19 protein-coding genes and 2 riboswitches are annotated in these 16,976 nt (G+C 66.9%); of the genes, 7 read left to right on the top strand and 12 right to left on the bottom strand.

What is annotated here, in order from left to right; genetic code table 11:
* The 7 genes from cobW to RR928_RS12925 all read right to left on the bottom strand — a co-directional run.
* On the bottom strand, positions 1-854 hold an 854-nt coding region (gene cobW, locus RR928_RS12955; RefSeq protein WP_332682810.1), incomplete at its 3' end, for a cobalamin biosynthesis protein CobW.
* A 41-nt stretch (positions 855-895) separates the two neighbouring features.
* Complete coding sequence (locus tag RR928_RS12950; protein WP_332547953.1) at positions 896-1,669, bottom strand: ABC transporter ATP-binding protein; 774 nt, start codon at positions 1,667-1,669, stop codon at positions 896-898.
* Positions 1,669-2,688 (bottom strand): FecCD family ABC transporter permease, encoded by a 1,020-nt coding sequence (locus RR928_RS12945; protein ID WP_332535399.1) that lies wholly within the window; start codon positions 2,686-2,688, stop codon positions 1,669-1,671. Before RR928_RS12945 ends, RR928_RS12950 begins: the two co-directional genes overlap by 1 nt.
* Positions 2,685-3,530 carry an ABC transporter substrate-binding protein gene (locus RR928_RS12940; RefSeq protein ID WP_332535400.1) on the bottom strand — a complete coding sequence of 282 codons (846 nt, stop codon included), beginning with the start codon at positions 3,528-3,530 and terminating at the stop codon, positions 2,685-2,687. The genes RR928_RS12945 and RR928_RS12940 overlap by 4 nt, the downstream gene beginning before the upstream one ends.
* On the bottom strand, positions 3,530-4,156 hold the full coding sequence (gene cobO / locus RR928_RS12935; RefSeq protein WP_332535401.1) for a cob(I)yrinic acid a,c-diamide adenosyltransferase: 627 nt from the start codon (positions 4,154-4,156) through the stop codon (positions 3,530-3,532). Before cobO ends, RR928_RS12940 begins: the two co-directional genes overlap by 1 nt.
* 102 nt (positions 4,157-4,258) lie before the next feature.
* Positions 4,259-4,473, bottom strand: a riboswitch (cobalamin riboswitch).
* A gap of 36 nt (positions 4,474-4,509) precedes the next feature.
* Positions 4,510-5,043: a GNAT family N-acetyltransferase gene (locus tag RR928_RS12930; protein WP_332682808.1), complete on the bottom strand. Its 534-nt coding sequence runs from the start codon at positions 5,041-5,043 to the stop codon at positions 4,510-4,512.
* A 38-nt stretch (positions 5,044-5,081) separates the two neighbouring features.
* Positions 5,082-5,360 carry a hypothetical protein gene (locus tag RR928_RS12925; protein ID WP_332682806.1) on the bottom strand — a complete coding sequence of 93 codons (279 nt, stop codon included), beginning with the start codon at positions 5,358-5,360 and terminating at the stop codon, positions 5,082-5,084.
* A gap of 263 nt (positions 5,361-5,623) precedes the next feature.
* Here RR928_RS12925 and RR928_RS12920 point away from each other — a divergent pair, with 263 nt between their 5' ends.
* On the top strand, positions 5,624-5,770 hold the full coding sequence (locus RR928_RS12920; RefSeq protein ID WP_332535407.1) for a hypothetical protein: 147 nt from the start codon (positions 5,624-5,626) through the stop codon (positions 5,768-5,770).
* Positions 5,771-5,827: 57 nt separating this feature from the next.
* Here RR928_RS12920 and RR928_RS12915 read toward each other — a convergent pair whose 3' ends face one another.
* On the bottom strand, positions 5,828-6,997 hold the full coding sequence (locus RR928_RS12915; RefSeq protein WP_332535409.1) for a S8 family peptidase: 1,170 nt from the start codon (positions 6,995-6,997) through the stop codon (positions 5,828-5,830).
* Between the two features lie 221 nt (positions 6,998-7,218).
* Positions 7,219-7,448: riboswitch (cobalamin riboswitch) on the top strand.
* A gap of 141 nt (positions 7,449-7,589) precedes the next feature.
* On the opposite strand from RR928_RS12915, the gene RR928_RS12910 reads away from it, so the two are divergent.
* The 5 genes from RR928_RS12910 to RR928_RS12890 are packed head-to-tail and all read left to right on the top strand — an operon-like array spanning position 7,590 to position 12,216.
* On the top strand, positions 7,590-8,600 hold the full coding sequence (locus tag RR928_RS12910; protein WP_332535410.1) for an ABC transporter substrate-binding protein: 1,011 nt from the start codon (positions 7,590-7,592) through the stop codon (positions 8,598-8,600).
* 28 nt (positions 8,601-8,628) lie between these two features.
* Positions 8,629-9,654: a FecCD family ABC transporter permease gene (locus RR928_RS12905; protein WP_332547957.1), complete on the top strand. Its 1,026-nt coding sequence runs from the start codon at positions 8,629-8,631 to the stop codon at positions 9,652-9,654.
* Positions 9,651-10,448, top strand: a complete 798-nt coding sequence (locus RR928_RS12900; RefSeq protein WP_332682803.1) for an ABC transporter ATP-binding protein — start codon at positions 9,651-9,653, stop codon at positions 10,446-10,448. Before RR928_RS12905 ends, RR928_RS12900 begins: the two co-directional genes overlap by 4 nt.
* Positions 10,445-10,888 (top strand): pseudoazurin, encoded by a 444-nt coding sequence (locus tag RR928_RS12895; RefSeq protein ID WP_332682801.1) that lies wholly within the window; start codon positions 10,445-10,447, stop codon positions 10,886-10,888. Before RR928_RS12900 ends, RR928_RS12895 begins: the two co-directional genes overlap by 4 nt.
* A gap of 5 nt (positions 10,889-10,893) precedes the next feature.
* Complete coding sequence (locus RR928_RS12890) at positions 10,894-12,216, top strand: OprD family outer membrane porin (protein WP_332682799.1); 1,323 nt, start codon at positions 10,894-10,896, stop codon at positions 12,214-12,216.
* Here the strand turns inward: RR928_RS12890 and ada are convergent.
* On the bottom strand, positions 12,204-13,307 hold the full coding sequence (gene ada / locus RR928_RS12885; RefSeq protein ID WP_332547960.1) for a bifunctional DNA-binding transcriptional regulator/O6-methylguanine-DNA methyltransferase Ada: 1,104 nt from the start codon (positions 13,305-13,307) through the stop codon (positions 12,204-12,206). The two genes, RR928_RS12890 and ada, sit on opposite strands and share 13 nt — an antisense overlap.
* Positions 13,308-13,676: 369 nt before the next feature.
* On the opposite strand from ada, the gene RR928_RS12880 reads away from it, so the two are divergent.
* Positions 13,677-14,156, top strand: coding sequence for a VOC family protein (locus RR928_RS12880; RefSeq protein ID WP_332535419.1), 480 nt, complete (start codon positions 13,677-13,679; stop codon positions 14,154-14,156).
* Position 14,157: 1 nt separating this feature from the next.
* Here RR928_RS12880 and RR928_RS12875 read toward each other — a convergent pair whose 3' ends face one another.
* From RR928_RS12875 to RR928_RS12865, 3 genes are read right to left on the bottom strand one after another with little or no spacing between them, the layout of a single operon-like run.
* Positions 14,158-14,976, bottom strand: a complete 819-nt coding sequence (locus tag RR928_RS12875; RefSeq protein ID WP_332682796.1) for a GNAT family N-acetyltransferase — start codon at positions 14,974-14,976, stop codon at positions 14,158-14,160.
* Positions 14,977-15,000: 24 nt separating this feature from the next.
* Positions 15,001-15,804 carry an alpha/beta fold hydrolase gene (locus tag RR928_RS12870; RefSeq protein WP_332535423.1) on the bottom strand — a complete coding sequence of 268 codons (804 nt, stop codon included), beginning with the start codon at positions 15,802-15,804 and terminating at the stop codon, positions 15,001-15,003.
* Between the two features lie 21 nt (positions 15,805-15,825).
* The gene (locus RR928_RS12865) at positions 15,826-16,803 is read right to left on the bottom strand and encodes a Bug family tripartite tricarboxylate transporter substrate binding protein (protein ID WP_332682793.1); all 978 of its coding nucleotides are present in this window, start codon (positions 16,801-16,803) and stop codon (positions 15,826-15,828) included.
* Positions 16,804-16,976 lie beyond the last annotated feature (173 nt).

Below are 16,976 nucleotides of genomic sequence, written 5' to 3'. Positions count from 1 at the left end.
GAGACGATGCGCGCCAGCGCCGCGAGCAGCGCCTCGCGCTCGACTGCGGGCAGCTTGACGACAATCGAGTCGAACTCGTCGTGGTCGTGTTCGTCATGGTCATCGCCATGGCCGTGGTGGCCCTGGCGCTGGTCAATGGTTTCTTCCGAGGCGCTGGACAGGCCCAGCACCACGCCCAGGTCGATCCTGCCCTGGTCGGCGGCAACGATCTTCACCTGCGCCGGCACTTCCTCGCGCACGATGGCTTCGACCTTGGCGCGGTCTTCGCTGCTCGCCAGATCGAGCTTGGTCAGCACCACCAGATCGGCCGACATCAGCTGGTCTTCGAACAGCTCGTGCAGCGGCGATTCATGGTCGAGATTGGGGTCCTGGCGGCGCTGGGCATCGACGGCGGCCGGGTTGGCGGCGAACTGGCCGGCAGCCGTGGCGGGCACGTCAACCACGGTGATCACCGCGTCCACGGTGCAGGCGTTCTTGATCTCGGGCCAGTTGAAGGCCTGCACCAGGGGCTTGGGCAGGGCCAGGCCGCTGGTCTCGATCAGGATATGGTCGATGTCGGCGCGGCGCGCGATCAGCTCGCGCATCACGGGGTAGAACTCTTCCTGCACCGTGCAGCACATGCAGCCGTTGGCCAGCTCATAGAGCTGGCCCTGCTGCTCCACACCGTTCTCGTCGCAGCCAATGCCGCAGCTGCGCAGGATGTCGCCATCGATGCCCAGTTCGCCGAACTCGTTGACGATCACCGCGATGCGGCGGCCGTTGGCGTTTTCCAGAATATGGCGCAGCAGCGTGGTCTTGCCGCTGCCCAGAAAGCCGGTGACGATGGTGGCGGGAATCTTGGCGGTGGTGTTCATGGGAATCTCCAGTGGAATGCGTAAGGGAATTTCAAGGTGCTTCAAACGGCTGGCGGCGGCTGGCAGCGCCAGGGCACGACATAGCCCTGGCTTTCGTGCTCGCCATGCATGGCCTGCACCTGGTAGACGTTCTGCAGATGGGCCGGCGTGAGCACGCTGCGCGGTGCGCCGCAGGCCACGGCCCGTCCCTGATCGAGCAGCAGCACGCGGTCGCAAAAGCGGCTGGCGAGCGTCAGGTCGTGCAGCACCACGACGACGGCGCGCCCGGCGTTGCACTGCGCGCGCAGCAGCTCCATCACGCTGAGCTGATGGAAGGGGTCGAGCGCCGACACCGGCTCGTCGGCCAGCAGCAGCGGCGCCTCGACGGCCAGCGCGCGCGCCAGCCGCGCGCGGGCGCGCTCGCCGCCAGAGAGCTGGTCGAGCGAACGCTGCTGCATCGCGCTGAGATGCATGGCCGCCAGCGCGGCATCGATGGCGGCATTGTCTGCGGCGCCAAGCACGCGCGGACCCCAGCGGCGCTGGTGCGGAATGCGGCCCAGCGCGACGAAGTCGCGCACCGCCAGCGGCCAGGCGACGGCATCGCCCTGGGCCAGATAGGCCAGGCGGCGTGCGCGCTGCGCCGGCGCCATGGCCGCGAGGTCTTCGCCCTGCAGCAAGACCCGGCCCTGGTGGGGCAGCAGCTGGGCCAGGGCCTTGAGCGCCGAGCTCTTGCCTGCGCCGTTGGGGCCTATCAAGGCAAACAGCTCGCCGGCGCGCACGTCGAACGACAGCGCATGGATGCGCGACTGGACCTGGAGCGCGTCTATCGACAGCATCAACGGCTGCTCCAGCGCTCGCGCAGCACGAGGTAGAAGAAGAACGGCGCGCCTATGAGCGCCGTGACCACGCCCAGCATCAGTTCCACGCGGCCGCTGAGCAGGCGCAGGGCGATGTCGGCGGCCAGCAACAGCACCGCGCCGCCCAGCGCGCTGGGCAGTATCAGCGCCGAGGGCCGGTAGCCCACGGCGCGGCGAAACAGATGCGGCACAACCAGGCCTATGAAGCCAATGGTGCCGGTGACGGCGACGCTGGCGCCCACGCACAGCGCCGTGCCGGCGATGATCTGCGCGCGCAGCCGCGGCAGGCTCACGCCCATGCTTGCGGCTTCGTCTTCGCCCAGCGTCAGCGCGTCGAGCTGGCGGCCGCTGACGGCCAGGATCAGCAGGCCCAGGGCGATGAACGGCGCGCTCAGGCGCACTTCGTCGAAGCTGCGGTCGGCCAGCGAGCCCATGAGCCACAGCACGATGTCCTGCATGTCGGTGGGCGTGGGCGCGAGATTGATCGCCAGCGAAGTCAGCGCGCCCGTGAGCGCCGACAGCGCCACGCCCGCCAGTATCAAGGTCAGATTGCTCGCGCCGCGGCGCGCGATGCGGTAGAGAACAAAGGTCGCCAGCGCCGCGCTGGCCATGGCCACCGTGGGCAGCAGCCAGGGGTTCCAGTGCCACAGGCCGAAATAGATGCAGACCACGGCGCCCAGGCCCGCGCTGGAGCTCACGCCCAGGATGCCGGGCTCGGCCAGCGGATTGCGCAGCAGGCCCTGCAGCGCCGCGCCGCAAACGCCCAGCGACATGCCCACGAGCACGCCCAGCAGCACGCGCGGCAGGCGAATCTCTTCGATGATGGCGCGCTGGCGCAGCGCGAGATCGCTGCCCGGCGCGCCCAGCGCCTGCCACCAGTCGCCTATGCCCAGCGGCACCGAACCAATGCCCAGCGACAGCGCGCTGAGCAGCAGCAGCGCGGCGAGCAGGCCCGCATTGAGCAGCCACAGGCGCGGGGCCGTAACGGACGCCTTCATGGACGCTGCTCCGAAAACTTCAGCGCGTCGACCTGCGCCGCCACCGCTTCGGCGGCTTCTATCAGCTGCCAGTTGCTGCAGCCCCAGTCGTTTTGCTGCAGCGCAACCACGGGAATGCGTTCGAGCAAGGCCTTCATCTGCGGATGGCGCGACAGCCCCGAGCGCGCATAGGCCAGGTCGTTGACCAGGCCGGGCGTGATGAACACATCGGGCGGATTGTTCAGAATGCGCTCCAGGTCCACGCGGCCCCAGCCCGCGAGGCCCAGCGCCGTCGCATGGTTGCGCAGGCCCGCGGCCTTGAGCACCGCATCGACATGGGTCCTGACTCCCGCGCTGCCGCCGTTCGGGCGCAGGTAGAGCGCATTGAACGGCCGCGGCCTGGCCTGCAGCCGCGCGCGCCGCGCCCGGGTGTCGGCCAGCAATTGCTGCGCCGCGGCCTCGCGGCCCATGGCCTGGCCCATCTGCAAGGTGCTGGCGTCTATGCCTTCCCAGTCGGTGGGAAACGGCACGGTGACGATGCGCACGCCATGGCGCTTGAGCAGCGCCTGCTGGTGGCGCGCATTCCAGCGCCGCGAGGCCAGCACCAGATCGGGCTTGAGATGCACCACATCCTCGGCCGTCGCTTCGTTGGCCGGGAACTGGCGCGCCTTGGCGGCCAGCGAGAAACGCTGGACGTCCTGGCTGTGGCGCGACAGCGAGACGATCTGCGCGGGGTCGGCAATACTCAGCGCAAGCACATCGGCGCAGATATTCGTCGACATCAGCCGCGGCAGCGGCGCGGCGGTGGTCGGCAGCGGCAGGGCGGCGGCCAGGGCCAGCGCCCCGCAGGTGGAAAGGCGCATCAGAAATCCAGGCCGGCCTGGGCCTTGATGCCGGCGCGAAACGCGTGGCGGGTGTCGGCGATCTCGCTCACGGTGTCGGCCAGTGCCAGCAGCACCGGCGGCGCGTTGCGCCCCGTGATCACCACGTTCTGCGTGGGCGGGCGCGCGCGCACGGCTGCGGCCACATCGCTGGCGTCCAGATAGCCGTATTCGAGCATGAACGTCAACTCATCGAGCAGCACCAGGCCCAGCGAGGCGTCGGCCAGCATGCGCTGCGCGGCCTGCCAGGCGATATCGGCCGCGGCCTTGTCGGCCGCCCAGTCCTGGCTGTTCCAGCTGCAGCCCGTGGCCATCGCATGGTAGGCGACGCGCGCGAACGCACCCTGGCCCAGCAGGCCCTGCTGCAGCAAAAAGGTGACTTCGCCGTTGGCCTGGGTTCCGGTGATGAACTGCACCACGCCCGCGCGCTGGCCATGGCCCAGCGCGCGGTACAGCGTGCCGAACGCCGAGCTGGTCTTGCCCTTGCCGTGGCCGGTCATGAGCACGACCACGCCTTGCAGCGCGCGCGAACGCTCCACGGCCGCATCCACCTGGGCTTTTTTGTGCTGCATGCGCTGGGCATGCGCCTGTTGGAACTGGTCGTCCATGCGCTCCGCGATCAAGGGGACCAGGGGCGAGGACTGCGTGCGAACACCCAGGGCGACAGCGTGGCCCCGGGACGGTCAGCAAACGGCACACACCCCGTGGCTATGACTGAAATCGTACAGGTCGGTATTCTGGCTCGCCGTCATCCAGCGCACACCACCTTCCCGGGCCGCGGCCCAGTGGCATTGAAGTGTGTCTGTCAGGCTTACAGCAGCGGGGGCTGCGCCGGAATGCGCGGGCATATGCCCGAGGTCACCGGTCTTCCCGTTTCACCCCGGCCGCGGTGGCGGCATGGGACTCCTGTACGGGTGCGGCGATTATAGGAGTGGCAGTTGGCTGTTGGGCGCGCAGGGCATTAGAGCGTGCATTCCATATGAATGGTCTGCCATTCGGGGTCGGCGTCGCGGCACAGCACCTGGAAACCATGGCGCTGCCAGAATGCAAGCGCTCCTGGCAGGAAAGGGTGGGTGTGCAGATAAAGCACCTCCATGCCCTGTTCCCGCGCCTCTTGGCGCAGCGCGCGAAACAGCGCGTCGGCAATACCCTGGCGGCGGCATTCGGGCGCGACAAACAGACGCACCACTTCGACCACGCGCCGGCCCGTGAAATCGAGCTGGGCAAAGCGCCCGTCATAGGCACGCCAGGCAATGGTGCCCACCAGGCCATGCACATGGTCATGCGCGGCGAGCATGCGGCCGTTCTTGCCATAGACCTGCTCGAAGTCCCGCAGATCGGGCGCGAGGGCCGTGGTGTCGACGCGGCCGGCAAACATCTGGGCGCGGGCTTGCTGCAGGAAATCTAGCACCGCATGCCGGCTGGCCACGGCTTCGATGCGCAGGCCGGTGCTGCCGACCACAGGCGCCGGGCTCTGGCTTACATCATTGGGCATGGATTCTGGCGTCGCTGAGGTGAGGGCGCTGGAGGATGTCATTTTTTTCGTGCATCCACGAAGTGCTTGGCGGCATTCCAGGCCTGGGTGCAGGCCATTTTCTGCTGAGCATCCTGCACGGAACCCAGCACCAGCTGCTTGCCCTGCGGGTCCAGCACGGTATAGACCGCGCGGTACATGCCTTCGACGGCGTCATCCGAAGTGTGCACGAAAATGCGGTACTTCCTGTAGTTCTTGTTGACGGCTTCCCGGGCGCATTCCCGGGCGAAATGCGGCTCGCCTGGCCCCGGTTCCTGCCACGGGGAAACGTCGCTCATCTGCTGTCTGGACACCTTTTCCTCCCAACCAGTTCAGTGAAGATGTGTTGTCCCGAGCGCCGCGGGCCCTGGCCTGGCGTCAATGGTCCACGCGCGGACACACCGAATTCTTACGCCGCGGCCGGCGGGCAAGAGTAAGGTGCATGGGTGAACTGTATAGTAGCGCCCCGTGCAGCGTGCCAATGCCCGCAAGCCGCAAGCGGGCGCATCCGGCAAGGCCTGGCGCCTTGCCCGCCCGCAAGACTCAGCCAGAAGGAGCAGCCATGGTCGACATGCATTCATTGCCCGAAACCCCGGTGAGCGACTGGGGGAGGATCGATGTGGAGCGTCTGGGAGGCCTGGCGGGATATGGCTCGCCCGGCGCGCGGCTAAGCAGCTGCGGCAGCGTTCTTTCCCATGAGTTGAAATGAACTCGTGCCGTCTTGAGCAGCGCAGCAAGGCGAGGCAACGACGCCTCGGGGCTTTTATCAGCCGCTCCAAGGGGCGGATATCAGTCCCTTGCCGATATCGACCAGTTTGGTATCGGGCACGAAGATATCGTTTTGGGCGCTGTACAGAATGCGCGGGGTGATGTTTCCGGTGTTCGGATGAATGCCCGAACGCTGCAAATGCTCATGCCACAAGGCGACGACGCCGGCGGCATGCGCGCAGGCGGTACTCGTTCCACTGAGGGTATGCAAGCCCCCTCCCGGCCAGGCCGAAGTCACATCGACACCGGGAGCCACCACGGTTGCCAGCGTATTGGAGAAACTCGCCATGGCGAATTTCTCGCCGGCGCGTTGCACTGCCGCTACCGAAATCACATCCACTGCCGCCGCGGGCAGCGTGGTGGCAATGCGGTATTGGGCATTGATCTGGCGCCGGCTTTCGTTGCCCGCGGCCGCGACCACGATGGGTGAAATGCCGGAATCGGCTTGAAGCTTCATCAGCGCCATCATGGCGTCAAGCATGCGCAAATTCGCACCATAGGCTTCCAATGCAATCGAAGTCGACAGGTCGGCGGGCCAACCTTCGCCCATCATCTGCGCCACCATGCCGGGGAAATCGAAGCCCAGGGAGAGGGCAATGACATCCACGCGCTGCTCCACCGCCCACTTGAGCCCATGGAACATCATGTCTGACTGGCCTTTGCCGTCGTCGCCAAAGATCTTTCCTATGCGCGCTTCATTCACTCCTCTGGCAACCCCGATACGTTGCCCCACATCTCGACCAAAGACGGTTCCGGCGCAATGCGTGCCATGGCCATGGCGATCGCCGTTTCCGGCGCCGCTGAAATCCATTTCCAGCAGATCCATGCCTGCAAACGCCGGATGGGTCCGGTCTATGCCGGTGTCCAGAATGGCGATCTTCACACCCGCACCGGTGTATCTGGAGATGTCGGCGCGAACCGCATCGATTCCCCAGCTGTTGCCGCGCAACGGGGCAGCGGCCTCCAGCGGGTGTACCAGGCAAGTGGGCATTACCAGCGCAATGGCCTGGACTTCCGGGTCGGCATGCAGTTCGTCAATCGCATGTTCGGGAATGAACTCCATGGAAATGGTGGGCAATCCATTGAGATCCTCGAAGGACCGGATGTCGAGGTAATGAAGGTTGCGCGCGCCTTCCTTTTTGACGCGCAGAATGACGTAGCGTTTCATTGCATTCTCCATTCGAGTATTCGTGGATTTTCATGAGGCGGTTCCTTGTCGTGGTGTCTTAAATCCCACGCGTGCCTGAAACAGCGCTTGCCCTACTTGTGTGGCCTGTCGTGCCGGGGCAAGGATTGGCGCCATCGGCTGGCACGCAGCGGCCGCAGCTGCGGCGCGGCCGGGACCGGGCCATGGGGGCGGGAGTTTGCGCGCCGCCGCCCCAAGATCGGCTACAGTACGCCAGCTTCGGCTCCGCAAGGACCTGCGCCCGGCAATGCCGGCGCAAGAGGGAATCCAGTGGCGGCCAGACTGCAAGGTCTGGCTGCCCATGCAATGGAACTGCCCCCGCAACTGTAGGCAAAGAGCGAGCGCGCCACACGCCACTGAACGCAAGTTTGGGAAGGCGGCGCAGCCGTGATGACATGCCAGTCAGGAGACCTGCCGAAGCGTCAATCAATCATTGCCGGCGGGGTGTCCGGGAAGTGAACAATTTCTCGGAAATCCCGCTTTCGCCGCGCCGTTGCCTGCGCCGCGAAAGCGTGGCTTTGCGGTCTTGCTCTCTTCCAGAATACCGCTGCCCCTTCTGGAAAGACCTGTTTCGATGCCTGTACGCCGCCTTGCGTTTTCCACACTTGCCGCCCTGCTGTGCTTCAGCGCCAGCGCCACCGAATATCCGCTGCAGCTGCACAACTGCGGCTACACGCTCAAGTTCGACAAGGCGCCCGCATCGGCCGTGACCATAGGCCAGGCGGGCACCGAAATGCTCTATGCGCTGGGCCTGGGCGACAAGGTCGCGGGCACCGCGCTGTGGTTCAATTCCGTGCTGCCGCAGTTCAAGGCCGTCAACGACAAGGTGACGCGCCTGGCCGACAACGACCCGAGCTTCGAGTCGGTGATAGGCAAGCGCCCGGCGCTGGTGGTCTCGCAGTTCGAATGGATGGTCGGCAAGGAAGGCGTGGTCGGCACGCGCGAGCAGTTCCATGACCTGCGCATCGCCACCTATGCCATGCCTTCGGACTGCGAAGGCAAGAACAACCTGAGCGGCTCCGACGGCACGCGCACCACGGCCTATGACGTCAATGCGCTGTACAAGAGCGTGCAGCAACTCGCGCAGATCTTCGATGTGGAAGCGCGCGGCAAGGCCCTGGTCGACGAACTGACGCAGCGCCAGGCCCAGGCCGTGGCCCAGCTCAAGTCGTCCAAGCTGCAGAACGTCTCCGCCGCGCTGTGGTTCTCCAGCGCCGATCTGGCGATCGATCCCTACATGGCGGGCCAGAAAGGCGTGGCCGGCTACATGATGCAGACCCTGGGCCTGCGCAATATCGTGACTTCGGCCGAAGAATGGCCCACCGTGGGCTGGGAAACCATTGCCAAGGCCAATCCATCGATTCTCATCATCGCGCGCATGGACCGCCGGCGCTTTCCGGCCGACGACTACCGCAAGAAGCTCGAGTTCCTGAAGAACGACCCGGTGACCCGGCACATGGACGCGGTGAAGAACAACCGCATCGTGATCGTCGACGCCGACGCGCTGCAAGGCTCGATACGCATGGTCGACGGCATCGAACAGATCGCCCAGGCCGCGCTCAAGCTGCAGGCCGCGGCGCGCTGATCTACGTGACTGAGGCCCGCCCCAGCCCATGCTGCGCCTGATACTCCTGATCTCCGCGGCGCTGGCCGCTCTTGCCGTCGCCATCCTGCTGGGGGTGGCAATAGGCGAGACCCGCCTGTCGCCCAGCGTCGTCTGGCAGGTGCTGGCCAACCAGCTCGCGGGCGCGCAGTATCCGGTCGATCCCATTGACCAGGGCATTGTCTGGAACTACCGGCTGGCGCGCGCCCTGGTCGCTGCGAGCTGCGGTGCGGGGCTGGCGATTTCCGGCGTGATACTGCAATCGCTGCTGCGCAATGCGCTGGCCGAGCCCTATCTGCTGGGCATTTCGGCCGGGGCGTCCACGGGCGCGGTGCTGGTGTCGGTCGCGGGCCTGGGCGCGGGCGCGATCTCCATGACCACGGGAGCGTTCTTCGGCGCGGTCTGCGCGTTCGCGCTGGTGGCCCTGCTCGCGCATGCCGCGGGCAGCGGCGGCCTGCGCAACAGCGCGCAGATCGTGCTCGCCGGCATCGCGGGCTCGCAGCTGTTCAACGCCCTGACTTCGCTGATCATCACCAAGTCGGGCAGCGCCGAGCAGGCGCGCGGCATCATGTTCTGGATGCTGGGCAATCTGAGCGGCGTGCGCTGGAGCGACACCCTGCTGACCACATGCATTGCCGTTGCCGGCATGGCCGTGTGCCTGTGGCATGCGCGCGCGCTCGACGCGTTCACGTTCGGCAGCGAATCGGCGGCGGCGCTGGGCGTTGCCGTGCGCCGCGTGCAGCTGGTGCTGCTGCTGGTGGCGGCGCTGATCACCGCGGTGATGGTGTCCATCGTCGGCGCGATAGGCTTCGTGGGCCTGGTGATTCCACATGCGGCGCGCTTCATGGTGGGCGTGCGCCACCGGCGGCTGATTCCGGCCAGCGCCTTGATCGGCGCGGTGTTCCTGATCGCCGCCGATGTGATCTCGCGCACGCTCATTCCCGGCCAGGTGCTGCCCATAGGTGTGATCACCGCCCTGGTCGGCGCGCCGGTGTTTGCCGGCATTCTGCTCAAGGGTCGCGGGGGCCGGGCATGAGTGCGCCGGCCGCGCTGCAGGCGCGCGACCTGGGCTGGGCCACGCGCGGCTTGCGGGCCACCAGTATCGTCGAGCGCGTCAGCCTCGAGGTACGGCCCGGCGAGATGCTGGGGCTCATAGGCCCCAACGGCTCGGGCAAGTCGACGGTGTTGCGCTTGCTCTCGGGCATTCTCGTGCCCACGCAAGGCGAGGTGCTGCTCGACGGCCAGCCGCTGCGCGCCCTGCCCAGGCGCGCGCTGGCGCGCCAGCTGGCGTTCGTCTCGCAGATGGCCGACACCCAGGACGCTATCGATGTCTGGGACGCGGTGGAGCTGGGGCGCACGCCCTGGCTGTCGGCGCTGCAGCCGCTGTCGGCCGAAGACGGCCGCATCGTGCGCGCAGCGCTGGCCGCGGTGGGCCTGGAGCACAAGCAGCGCAGCGCCTGGAGCACGCTGTCGGGCGGCGAGCGCCAGCGCGTGCACATTGCGCGCGCTCTGGCCCAGCAGCCGCGCGTGCTGCTGCTCGACGAACCCACCAACCACCTCGACATCCACCAGCAGCTGTCGCTGATGCAGCTGGTGCGCGGACTGCCCATCACCAAGGTGGTGGCGCTGCACGATCTCAACCAGGCGCTGGCCTGCGACCGGCTGGCCGTGATGTGCGCGGGCCGGCTCGTGGCCCAGGGCATACCGCGCGAGATTCTCACACCTGCGCTGCTGCACGACGTTTTCAGGGTACAGGCTGCCGAACTGGTCGATCCCCAGGACGGCGCGCTGGTACTGCGTTTCAAACCTCTGGATTCCTCTTTCCCATGAACCTATCCACGCTTGCCCGTCTGGGCGCTGTTTTCCTGGGCCTGTCGGCCGCCGGCGCGGCCTTCGCCGAAACCTACGAAGTGAAGATGCTCAACCGCGGCGCGCTCGGCCCCATGGTCTACGAGCCCGAGTTCGTAAAGCTCAAGCCGGGCGACAAGCTCAAGTTTCTCGCCAGCAGCAGCGGCCACGACGCGGTCTCCATCGAAGGCATGCTGCCTGTCGGCGCCATGCCGTTCAAGGGCAAGATCAATGAAGAGATCGAAGTGACGTTCACCGAAGCCGGCATCTACGGCATCAAATGCCTGCCGCATTACGCCATGGGCATGGTGATGCTGGTGCAGGTCGGCGACGCGCCGCTGTCGGCGCTCGCTATCCCCGCCGCCGCGCCCGAGCGCGCGCAAAAACGCTTCCAGGAAATCGCCGCGCGCGCGGCGCGTTGAACACCATGCGCATTTCACCACTTCCTTTAGGCGCGGCGCTGCTGTGCGTTTGCGGCCCGGCGCTGGCCGGCGCCCAGGACAGCGCCAGCGGCTTTGCGGCCGGTGCCAGCCTGCAGATGCAAAACCGCTATGTGTTCGAACAGCTGGCCTACCGCAACGGCAGCAGCTTTCGCGCGACCAATGGCGAGCGCGGCAAGACCCGGGCGCGCGAATCGGGCTATGGGCTGATGCTCAACTACCAATCGGGCTACACGCAGGGCCTGATAGGCGTGGGTGTCGACGCCCATGCCTATGGCGGCATCAATCTCGCGACCCAGGCCGACGCCGCGCGCGCCACGCCGCGCTATGTCGCCAAGGACGGACTGGACCTGGCAAGCAGCTTCGGCCGCGCCGGCGGCGCGCTCAAGCTGCGCGTGTCTTCGACCGAACTCAAGATCGGCGAGATGCGCACGAAGAATCCCATCTTCCACTCGTCCGACACCCGGCTGCTGCCCGAAACCAATCGCGGCTGGCAGATCACCAGCGCCGACATTCCCACGCTGGCGCTGCAGGCCGGGCGCTTCACGGCCTGGGCCGATCGCAACAGCCGCAAGAACGGCGGCGATCTGCTGGCCAACTACTCGGGCGCAAACGCCGATTCCTTCAGCTTCGCGGGCGGCGCCTGGACCACGCCCGTGAAGAACTGGAGCCTGAGCAGCTATATAGGCCAGTACGAAGACCACTGGAACACCTGGTATCTGGGCAGCTTCTACAAGCATGAACTTGCGCCGCGGCAGTCTCTGGCATGGAGCTTCAATCTCTACCGCAACCGCGATACCGGCGCGGCGCGTGCCGGCGCCGTGAACAACACCACGTTCAGCCTGATGACGAGCTATGCGACGGGCATGCACAGGTTCGGCCTGGGCTACCAGAAAGTCAATGGCGACACGCCGTTCGACTATGTGAACCGCGGCTCGATCTGGCTGGAGAACGCGATGCAGCTGTCGGACTTCAACGGCGCGAACGAGGCATCGTGGCAGGTGAAGTACGAGGTCGATCTCGCGACGCTGGTGACGCCGGGCCTGAGCGCGGGCCTGGCCTATACGCGCGGCACGGGCATCGATTACAGCCGCCTGACCAGCGTCTACCGCAACTACCTGGGTTACTCCGGCACCCAGGGCAAGCATTGGGAGCGCGACCTGCTGCTGCGCTACACCGTGCAGCAGGGCGCGGCCAAGGGCCTGGCGCTGCAGTTGCGCTATGGCGTGCACCGCGTGAATCCGGCCCAGGGCGAGGCCAATATCGACCAGCTGAGGCTGCTCGCGGAAATGCCGGTTCAGTTGTTCTGATCGGGCGCAACCGGTTCGGCCTGGGCTTCGCGCAGCAGCAGAGCGCGCTTGCGCTCCAGCCCCCAGCGGTAGCCTGAGAGATTGCCGTCGCTGCGCAGCACGCGGTGGCAAGGGATCGCCACCGCCAGCGGATTGGCGCCGCAGGCGCTGCCCACGGCGCGCACCGCCTTGGGCGCGCCTATGCGCGCCGCAAGTTCGGCATAGCTCACGGTGCTGCCCGGCGGAATCTCGCGCAGCGCCTGCCACACGCGCTCCTGGAAGGCCGTGCCGCGCACGTCAAGCGGCAATTGCAGGCCCAGCGACGGTGCCTCGATCAGGCCCACGACCTGGGCGATCTGCTGCTCGAAGGCCGCGTCGGCGCCTATCAGCTGGGCCTTGGGAAAGCGGTCCTGCAGGTCCTGCAGCAGCGCCTCGGGGTCGTCGCCCAGCAAAATGGCGCAGATGCCGCGCGCGCTTTGCGCGACCAGGATGGCGCCCAGCGAACACTGGCCCAGCGCGAAGTGGATCTCTGTGCCCGCGCCGCCGTCGCGAAAGGAGCGCGCCGCCATTCCCAGGCGCTGGCCTGCGGTTTCATAGAAGCGGCTGCTGGACTGAAAGCCCGCGCCGTAAATGGCGTCGGTCACGGACGCCTGGGGCGCGGCCAGCTGGTCGCGCAGCCGGCGCGCACGCGCGGCCAGCGCATAGGCCTTGGGCGTGAGTCCGGTCTCGGCCTTGAACAGGCGATGGAAATGAAAGGCGCTGAGCCCGGCCTGGGCGGCAAGCGCATCGAGCGTGGACGCGGTGTCGGCGGCGTCCATGGCCGCGCAGGCCGCGGCCACGACATCGGCGCGCGCTGCGGCGGCCAGCGTCTGGTCGCCCTGAGCGCGGCGGCTGGCGCGAAAGCCCGCGGCTTCGGCCTGCTGCGCGCTGTCGAAGAAGCGCACGTTCTCGCGCCGCGGCAGCCGCGTCGCGGCGCTGGGACGGCAGTAGACGCCCGTGGTCTGCACCGCATAGACAAAATGCGCATCGGCGCGCACATCGCGCGCCTGCACCGCCTGCCAGCGCTGCGCTTCGCTGGCGTAGCGCGCTGTGTCGGGATGGATAGGATGCATACAGATTCCTTGAAGAACGGAGACTGGCTGCACGATAGCGCCGAATTCGGGCGCAAGCACTCCGTATCTTGCGGTGGAATTCTGGTCGTTTTGGGATCTCCCTGATGCGGGTGCGGGGCGGGGGTGACAAGCAAGCACATGTCGATTGAAAATCCTGCATGTCGTTTGTCGCGCGGCCTTTCGTCCTTCGACGCGGCCGACCAGGCAGGCTCGCCACGAACGGATGCTCCGTTCGTCCTCAGCGGGGTCAGCGAGCCGAGATCTCGCAAGGCGCTCAAAAGAAACAGTGGGCGTCAAAACCCCGTTCGTCCTGAGCCTGTCGAAGGATGAACGGCCTTCCCTCAAACCAGCGTTTCAGGAGCCCAAGCCATGACCCCCAAGACCACCATTTGTCTCTGGTACGACGGCACCGCCGAAGACGCCGCGAATTTCTATGCCAAGACCTTTCCCGACAGCGCGGTGCAGCGCGTGTACCGCGCGCCCAGCGACTATCCGGCGGGCAAGAAAGGCGATGTGCTGACGGTGGACTTCACGGTGGCCGGCATCCCCTGCATGGGCCTCAACGGCGGCCCGGCATTCAAGCACAGCGAAGCCTTCTCCTTTCAGATCGCCACCGACGACCAGGCGGAAACCGACAGGCTGTGGAATGCGATTGTCGGCAATGGCGGCCAGGAAAGCGAATGCGGCTGGTGCAAGGACCGCTGGGGCGTGTCCTGGCAGATCACGCCGCGCGTGCTGAGTGCGGCGATTGCCGACCCCGACCCGGCCGTCGCCCAGCGCGCGTTCGCGGCGATGATGACCATGCGCAAGATCGATATTGCCGCCATAGAGGCTGCGCGCCGCGGCTGACTCAGGGCTGCACCCGGTAGTGGTAGCCGTAGACCGGCGCAAAGCCCAGGCTTTCATATAGCTGCCTTGCGCGCGCGTTGGCCGCAGCCACCTGCAGGTCGGTATGCGTCGCGCCCTGCTGCGCCGCCCATTGCAGCAGGCCTTGCACCAGCTGCCGTCCCAGGCCCTGGCCGCGCTGGTCGGGGTGGACCAGCACTTCATACAGGCCGACCGCATCGCGTTCCAGCACCGCCAGGCCCCAGGCCAGCGCCCGGCCGCCGCGCTGCAGCGACGCGTAGGCGCAGCGCATGCCTATGGACTCCAGAATCCGCCGGTGCGGCAACTGCTGTTCGGGCGGATGCACGCTGGCCGCGCAATAGCCTTCGAGCCAGGCTGCCTGCAGCTGTGCATCGAGCTGCAGATGGCCATCCGTGCCGGGCTGGCGATCATCGGCCTGCGTTGCACGCTGCAGCAACAGCGAAGGGTCGACAAGGCGATAGCCGCGCGCCTGCAGCAGCGCATCGACGCCGCCATCGGCCAGGGGGCTGAGCCGGAAGATGCCGGGCAGCTGCTGGCGCGCATAGTGCGCTTCTATGTGTTCCAGCAATTGGGGCGTGAGCGTGGCGCCGGGCTGCAGCGCATTCGCGGAATTGGCGCGCTTGGTATAGCCAGCGGCGCTGCGCAGCAGCCAGTCGCCGGCCACGGCATTGCGCGGCGCGGGCCAGGCGTTGAAGCCGCGCTGCTCGAGTTGCTGCACGCTGGCCGCGCCGGCGTGGGGCAGGGCGCTGATCAAGGGCAGCCCGGTGGCAGGGAAGGTGTGGTGCGAGAAGGCGTGGTCCATGGGCAGTGCGCCGCGCCACAGCAATCAGGCCGGGCAATGGCGTTTCAAAAAGGCCAGTACATTCTCGTTGAATTCCTCGGGCTTCTCGAAATAGGCCGAGTGTCCGGCGCCCTCGACCACATGCAGCGTGCTGCCCTGCACCTGCTGCGCAAAGGCCTGCATCGCTTCGACCGGCACCAGCGGGTCTTCGCTGCCGACGACAAACAGCGTGGGACAGGCAATGCCGGCCAGCGCTTCAAGTGGCAGCAGATTGCGCGGCGCCATCAGGCCCGTGACCGCCGCGCCCCAGGCTTCGCTGTCGAACGCATGGGCGCTGGGATTGAAATGGTTGATCTGCGCGTAGAGCGCGGCGCGCTCGGGGTGCTGTTCTATGAACCAGCGGCCCAGCGAGCGCTGCTCCACGGTCAGCGCCTGCACCCGCGTCACACGCCGCGCCATGGCTTCGAGCAGCGCGGGATGGTCGACGGTCAGCGAGGTGTCGCAGGCGACAAAGGCCCAGAGCCGGTCGGCATGCTGCAGTGCCAGCCTCACTCCGACCATGCCGCCCAGCGACTGGCCGATCACGGCAGCGCGGCCCACGCCTTCGGCGTCAAGCACGGCCAGTGCGTCGTCGACAAACAAGGAGAACTCGAACTCTTCAAGGGGCGCCAGGGAGCGGCCAAAGCAGCGCAAGTCCATGGTGATGCAGCTGAAAGCGCGCGCGAACCGCGGCAGCTGCTGCCACCAGGTCGCGGCATTCGAGCCCGCGCCATGGCAAAACAGCAGGGCCGGGCCCTGGCCCTGGCGTTCGTAATAGATCTTGCGGCCGTGGGAAACAACAAAAGGCATGACAGTCAGAGGTGGTTGGAATCAGTGGGCCTTGATGTTCAGGCTCTTGGTGAGCTGTATCCAGCGCTGGGCGTCGCTGCGCACCAGCTCGCTGAACTGCGCCGGGCTCATCACCATCGGCGTCATGCCGTCGCCTTCGAGGCGCGCGCGCAGCGCGGGCCTGGCCAGGCTGGCCGCCATCGCCGCGTTGATCTTCTGCACGATCGTCGCCGGCGTGCCCTTGGGCGCCGACAGGCCCACCCAGGAACTGACGGTCATCTGCGCGAAACCCAGTTCCTCGAACGTGGGCACATCGGGGTAGGCCGGGTTGCGCTGGGCCGTGGACACCGCGAGCAGCTTGAGCTTGCCGGCCTTGATATGCGGGATGGCCGTATTGGGCGGCACGGCGATCACCGAGACCACGCCGCCGAGCACGTCCTGCAGCGCGGGCGCGCCGCCCTTGTAGGGCACATGCATGAGCTCGATGCCGGCACTGCGCTGCAGCAGCTCGACCAGCAGATGGCCGGTGCTGCCCGCGCCCGAGCTCGCGTAGTTGATCCTGCCGGGCTCGGCCCTGGCCTTGGCGATCAGCTCGCGCATCGAGCCAAAGCCGGCGTCGTTGCGCACCACCAGCCATTGCGCGGCGGCCCCGATGGCGCCTATATGGCTGAAGTCCTTGACGATGTCGAACGGCAGGTTGTCGTAGACGCCTGCGGCAATCGTATTGACCATTCCCGTCATGGTCAGCGTATAGCCGTCGGCCGCAGCCGCAGCCCCCGCCTGCGTGCCTATGATGTTGCCCGCGCCGGGTCGGTTCTCCACCACCACGGGCTGTTGGAGCAGCTGCGACAGCTCCTGGGCCAGTGGGCGCATGGTCGCGTCATAGGCGCCGCCGGGCGGGGTCGGCACGATCACGCGGATAGGGCGCGCCGGCCAGTGGTCGGTTTGGGCCAGGGCGGGCGCGGCCAGGGCCAGGCCGGCAAGGGCCAGGCATGCATGGCGGCGGCTTAGGGGGTTCATGGTTGTCTCCTGTTTGTTGCACTTGGTCGTGCATTTCTATGAAGCCATCATCGGCGCCGGGCCCGGCCGCGCCAAATTACTTTTTCGCTCCATGCATTAGACTGACTAATACCATGCCCTTGACCGCCACCACGCTGCTCAACCGCCTGCTGGCGCGCGGCAAGTTCCGCCAT

Source organism: Comamonas sp. (assembly GCF_036666375.1).
GTDB lineage: Bacteria > Pseudomonadota > Gammaproteobacteria > Burkholderiales > Burkholderiaceae_C > Comamonas.
Note: the sequence above shows the minus strand (reverse complement) of the source record. Positions and strands in the feature narration are given on the sequence as shown.

Bases quoted from the DNA above. Each gene is read 5' to 3' on its own strand.
- cobO (WP_332535401.1), bottom strand. From the start codon at position 4,156: ATGGACGACCAGTTCCAACAGGCGCATGCCCAGCGCATGCAGCACAAA.
- RR928_RS12920 (WP_332535407.1), top strand. From the start codon at position 5,624: ATGGTCGACATGCATTCATTGCCCGAAACCCCGGTGAGCGACTGGGGG.
- RR928_RS12865 (WP_332682793.1), bottom strand. From the start codon at position 16,803: ATGAACCCCCTAAGCCGCCGCCATGCATGCCTGGCCCTTGCCGGCCTG.
- RR928_RS12910 (WP_332535410.1), top strand. From the start codon at position 7,590: ATGCCTGTACGCCGCCTTGCGTTTTCCACACTTGCCGCCCTGCTGTGC.
- RR928_RS12880 (WP_332535419.1), top strand. From the start codon at position 13,677: ATGACCCCCAAGACCACCATTTGTCTCTGGTACGACGGCACCGCCGAA.
- RR928_RS12945 (WP_332535399.1), bottom strand. From the start codon at position 2,688: ATGAAGGCGTCCGTTACGGCCCCGCGCCTGTGGCTGCTCAATGCGGGC.
- ada (WP_332547960.1), bottom strand. From the start codon at position 13,307: ATGCATCCTATCCATCCCGACACAGCGCGCTACGCCAGCGAAGCGCAG.
- RR928_RS12870 (WP_332535423.1), bottom strand. From the start codon at position 15,804: ATGCCTTTTGTTGTTTCCCACGGCCGCAAGATCTATTACGAACGCCAG.
- RR928_RS12940 (WP_332535400.1), bottom strand. From the start codon at position 3,530: ATGCGCCTTTCCACCTGCGGGGCGCTGGCCCTGGCCGCCGCCCTGCCG.
- RR928_RS12905 (WP_332547957.1), top strand. From the start codon at position 8,629: ATGCTGCGCCTGATACTCCTGATCTCCGCGGCGCTGGCCGCTCTTGCC.
- RR928_RS12900 (WP_332682803.1), top strand. From the start codon at position 9,651: ATGAGTGCGCCGGCCGCGCTGCAGGCGCGCGACCTGGGCTGGGCCACG.
- RR928_RS12950 (WP_332547953.1), bottom strand. From the start codon at position 1,669: ATGCTGTCGATAGACGCGCTCCAGGTCCAGTCGCGCATCCATGCGCTG.
- RR928_RS12930 (WP_332682808.1), bottom strand. From the start codon at position 5,043: ATGCCCAATGATGTAAGCCAGAGCCCGGCGCCTGTGGTCGGCAGCACC.
- RR928_RS12875 (WP_332682796.1), bottom strand. From the start codon at position 14,976: ATGGACCACGCCTTCTCGCACCACACCTTCCCTGCCACCGGGCTGCCC.
- RR928_RS12925 (WP_332682806.1), bottom strand. From the start codon at position 5,360: ATGAGCGACGTTTCCCCGTGGCAGGAACCGGGGCCAGGCGAGCCGCAT.
- RR928_RS12895 (WP_332682801.1), top strand. From the start codon at position 10,445: ATGAACCTATCCACGCTTGCCCGTCTGGGCGCTGTTTTCCTGGGCCTG.
- RR928_RS12890 (WP_332682799.1), top strand. From the start codon at position 10,894: ATGCGCATTTCACCACTTCCTTTAGGCGCGGCGCTGCTGTGCGTTTGC.
- RR928_RS12915 (WP_332535409.1), bottom strand. From the start codon at position 6,997: ATGAAACGCTACGTCATTCTGCGCGTCAAAAAGGAAGGCGCGCGCAAC.